Genomic DNA, 2,837 nt, shown 5'->3' with positions numbered 1-2,837 from the left:
GCAAGGCCTCCACGTCGAGGTTGGGCGACCTCAACGACCGTCTGGATCGCGCCGTGGCCGCGACTGACCTGGGGGCCGAGAAGATCCCGATCTGGGCCGGGCTCGTGCGCGTCCTGCAATGGCTGTTGATCATCACTGCCGTGGTCGGTGGTCTGTGGCTGGCGCTGCTCGCGTTCGGCTCCTACGCCCGGCTTCCCGAGCCGCCGACTCCCGACATCAGGGGGTTCCCGATCCCCACGCTGATGCTGCTGGGAGGGATCCTGCTCGGGGTGCTGCTCGCGATGGTGTGCCGCGTGCTCGTCGGGATGACTGCCCGCAGGCGTGCCCGCGCGGCTGACAAGCGACTGCGCGACGCGATCTCGGAAGTCTCGGGGGAGATCGTCGTCGCGCCGGTCCAGGCCGAGCTGGCGGCATACTCCGCCATGCGCGACGGCCTGGCGATCGCCCTCAAGTAGCCCGACCGGGGTCGCGGCACGTCCACAGGCACGCGTACGTCGCCGCCTGTCCACAGACCTGGGTGCGCCCCCGACTCGTTGTCAGTGCCCCGCCGCAGTCTTGGTTCCGAGGGCGGACACTCCGTCCGCGAATCCAGGAGGCACTCTGATGAACGACACCTACATCACGCTGACCGGTTGGGTCGGTTCCGACGTCGCGCTGCGCGAAGTCGCCGGTGGACAGCCGGTGGCCAACTTCCGCGTCGCCACCACGCCGCGACGGTTGCGCAACAACGAGTGGAAGGACGGCAACACCACGTGGTACCAGGTGAAGGCGTGGCGCACCCTCGCCGACAACGTCGCGAGGTCGATCAAGAGCGGTGACCCCGTGGTCGTCCACGGTCGCCTCGAGGCGGACGTCTGGACCAAGGACGACGGCACGGTCAACACGCAGCTGGTCATCACGGCCACCTCGGTGGGGCACGACCTGTCCCGGGGGACGGCGGTCTTCACCAAGCCTCCGCGACCGGAGGCGGTCGTGTCGTCGCAGCAGCCGGTCGCCACCGACCCGTGGGCGGCGCCACTGAGTCAGGCCATCCCGGCCTTCGCCACGGACGCGCCCGCCCCGGAGACTGTCTCCGAGGCGGACGCGGCCTGAGGCGGCCTGAGTCCCGCCGCTGGTCAGGTCGCCGGCATCACCCAGGTGTCGTTGCGGACCAGCTCCTCCAGCTGGTCCAGGGACAGCGGGGGCCGGTCGGACGACGTGGGTGAGCTTCCGTCCCACTTGTCGGCGACGGTGTTGGCGGCCGCTGCGTAGACGATGCCGTCGCTGCGGAGCAGGGCGACCTCGAACATCACGACGTCGCCGGTGCGGTTGGCCAGCCGCCGTCCGATGACCGCGCCTTCGCCGTTGCGGAGCTGCGTGCACTGGGTCCTGCCGGTGCTGGGGCGGGAGCCGGTGCAGCTGAGATAGTCGCTCTGGCCTTCACCGGCGGCCATCTGCGCGCCGTCGTCGAGCTGTTCCGTCGTCGACTGGCTGGTGTTCGACAGCTCCGGAGTCGTGAAGAGCATCACGTTGAGGCGGCCGGGACCGTCGGGACCATCCAGGATGGAGTTGATCCAACCCGTGGCGGGACCGCCCTCCGGGGTGTCTGCGGTGAGCGGACCGGGAGACGTCACGGTGACGCCGTCGGGCACGATCGCCGAGGCCGCCGCCACCATGTCGATGGCCGGCATGTTCCACCAGCCATCAGGAAGTTCGGCCGGGGCGGGCGTAGGCGGCGAGGAGGACGTGGCCGAGCTCGACGGTCTGCCTGCCGGGTCAACGACGGACTCGGCTCCGCCACCCCGAGCCATGGACACGATGAGCGCTGCCGCCACGCTGGCCGCGGTCGCGCCACCGGCCATGCAGACGACACGCCGACGTGTCCGCTGCCGACGTCCGTGCTGCAGTGCGGACGGGGCGAGACCCACCGGGACGGGGACCGCGTTGACCGTGCGCTGGAGCAGGTCGTGCAGCTCGGCTTCGTGTCGGCCCAGCTGGTCATCAGTGTGAGTCATGACGTGCCTCCGTGCTGGCGAGCTTGTGGAGCTCGGGATCGATGAGGATCAGACGCAGCCGTGCGAGCGCACGCAGCGAGCGGTTCTTGACCGCCGCGGGGGATAGCCGCAGCGTGTGGGCGGTCTCGTCGACCGAGCGGCCCTCCCAGTAGCGGAGCGACGACGGCGCGGTCGAGAGGAGGCAACGTGCGCAGGGCCGCCAGCAGAGCAATCCGTTCGGTGGGGTCCGGGTCGCAGCTCGGCCGACCCGGCGTGGCGTCGACCGGGATCTCCCCGTTGCTTCGCCGACGTCGGTTGCTCAGGAAGGTCTTCAGCACGATGCCATGGACGTACGCCGCGGGGTCATCGGCCGCCTGGACCTTCCGCCAGTGCACGTAGGTCTTCGCCAGGGCGGACTGCACGAGGTCCACGGCCGCCGGGGCGCTGGTCGTGAACAGCCACGCACTGCGATAGAGCGCTGGTGAGCGGGCTGCGACGAACGCCGTGAAGTCCTCGTCGATCGGCGGGGAATCGCGCATGAGTCATCCTCTCCCGAGCGGGCCACGTGCCGCCGGATGTCGGGGGCTGGGTTGCTTCCACATCCCAAGGACGCGGGCAGCCGCGTCGAGGACTCACGGCGCTGCCGTTTTATTGCCACGGCGCCGAGCCCCGTAGGCTCGGGGGCATGGCTGAATACGTCTTTACCCTGCGCAACGTGCGCAAGGCCCACGGTGACAAGGTCGTCCTCGACAACGTCACCCTCTCGTTCCTGCTCGGCGCCAAGATCGGGGTCGTCGGCCCCAACGGCTCCGGCAAGTCGTCGCTCCTGAAGATCATGGCGGGCCTCGACAAGGCCAACAACGG

The 2,837-nt window shown here is 69.8% G+C and carries 4 protein-coding genes and 1 pseudogene; 3 read left to right on the top strand and 2 right to left on the bottom strand.

Annotated features, from left to right (window positions below):
* Window positions 1-455, top strand: a pseudogene (locus JWN68_RS19135) (ABC transporter); the annotation flags it as partial.
* Window positions 456-603: 148 nt separating this feature from the next.
* Entirely contained in the window at window positions 604-1,092 is a 489-nt protein-coding gene (locus JWN68_RS19130) for a single-stranded DNA-binding protein (protein WP_297741970.1), read from the top strand.
* 23 nt (window positions 1,093-1,115) lie between these two features.
* Here the strand turns inward: JWN68_RS19130 and JWN68_RS19125 are convergent, their stop codons facing one another.
* Entirely contained in the window at window positions 1,116-1,994 is an 879-nt protein-coding gene (locus JWN68_RS19125) for a hypothetical protein (RefSeq protein WP_297741968.1), read from the bottom strand.
* Window positions 1,991-2,512 (bottom strand): sigma factor, encoded by a 522-nt coding sequence (locus tag JWN68_RS19120; protein WP_297741966.1) that lies wholly within the window; start codon window positions 2,510-2,512, stop codon window positions 1,991-1,993. Before JWN68_RS19120 ends, JWN68_RS19125 begins: the two co-directional genes overlap by 4 nt.
* Window positions 2,513-2,658: 146 nt before the next feature.
* Here JWN68_RS19120 and JWN68_RS19115 point away from each other — a divergent pair.
* A partial coding sequence (locus tag JWN68_RS19115; protein WP_297741972.1) for an ATP-binding cassette domain-containing protein occupies window positions 2,659-2,837 on the top strand: 179 nt, incomplete at its 3' end.

This window comes from Nocardioides sp., assembly GCF_025964975.1.
GTDB lineage: Bacteria > Actinomycetota > Actinomycetes > Propionibacteriales > Nocardioidaceae > Nocardioides.
Note: the sequence above shows the minus strand (reverse complement) of the source record. Positions and strands in the feature narration are given on the sequence as shown.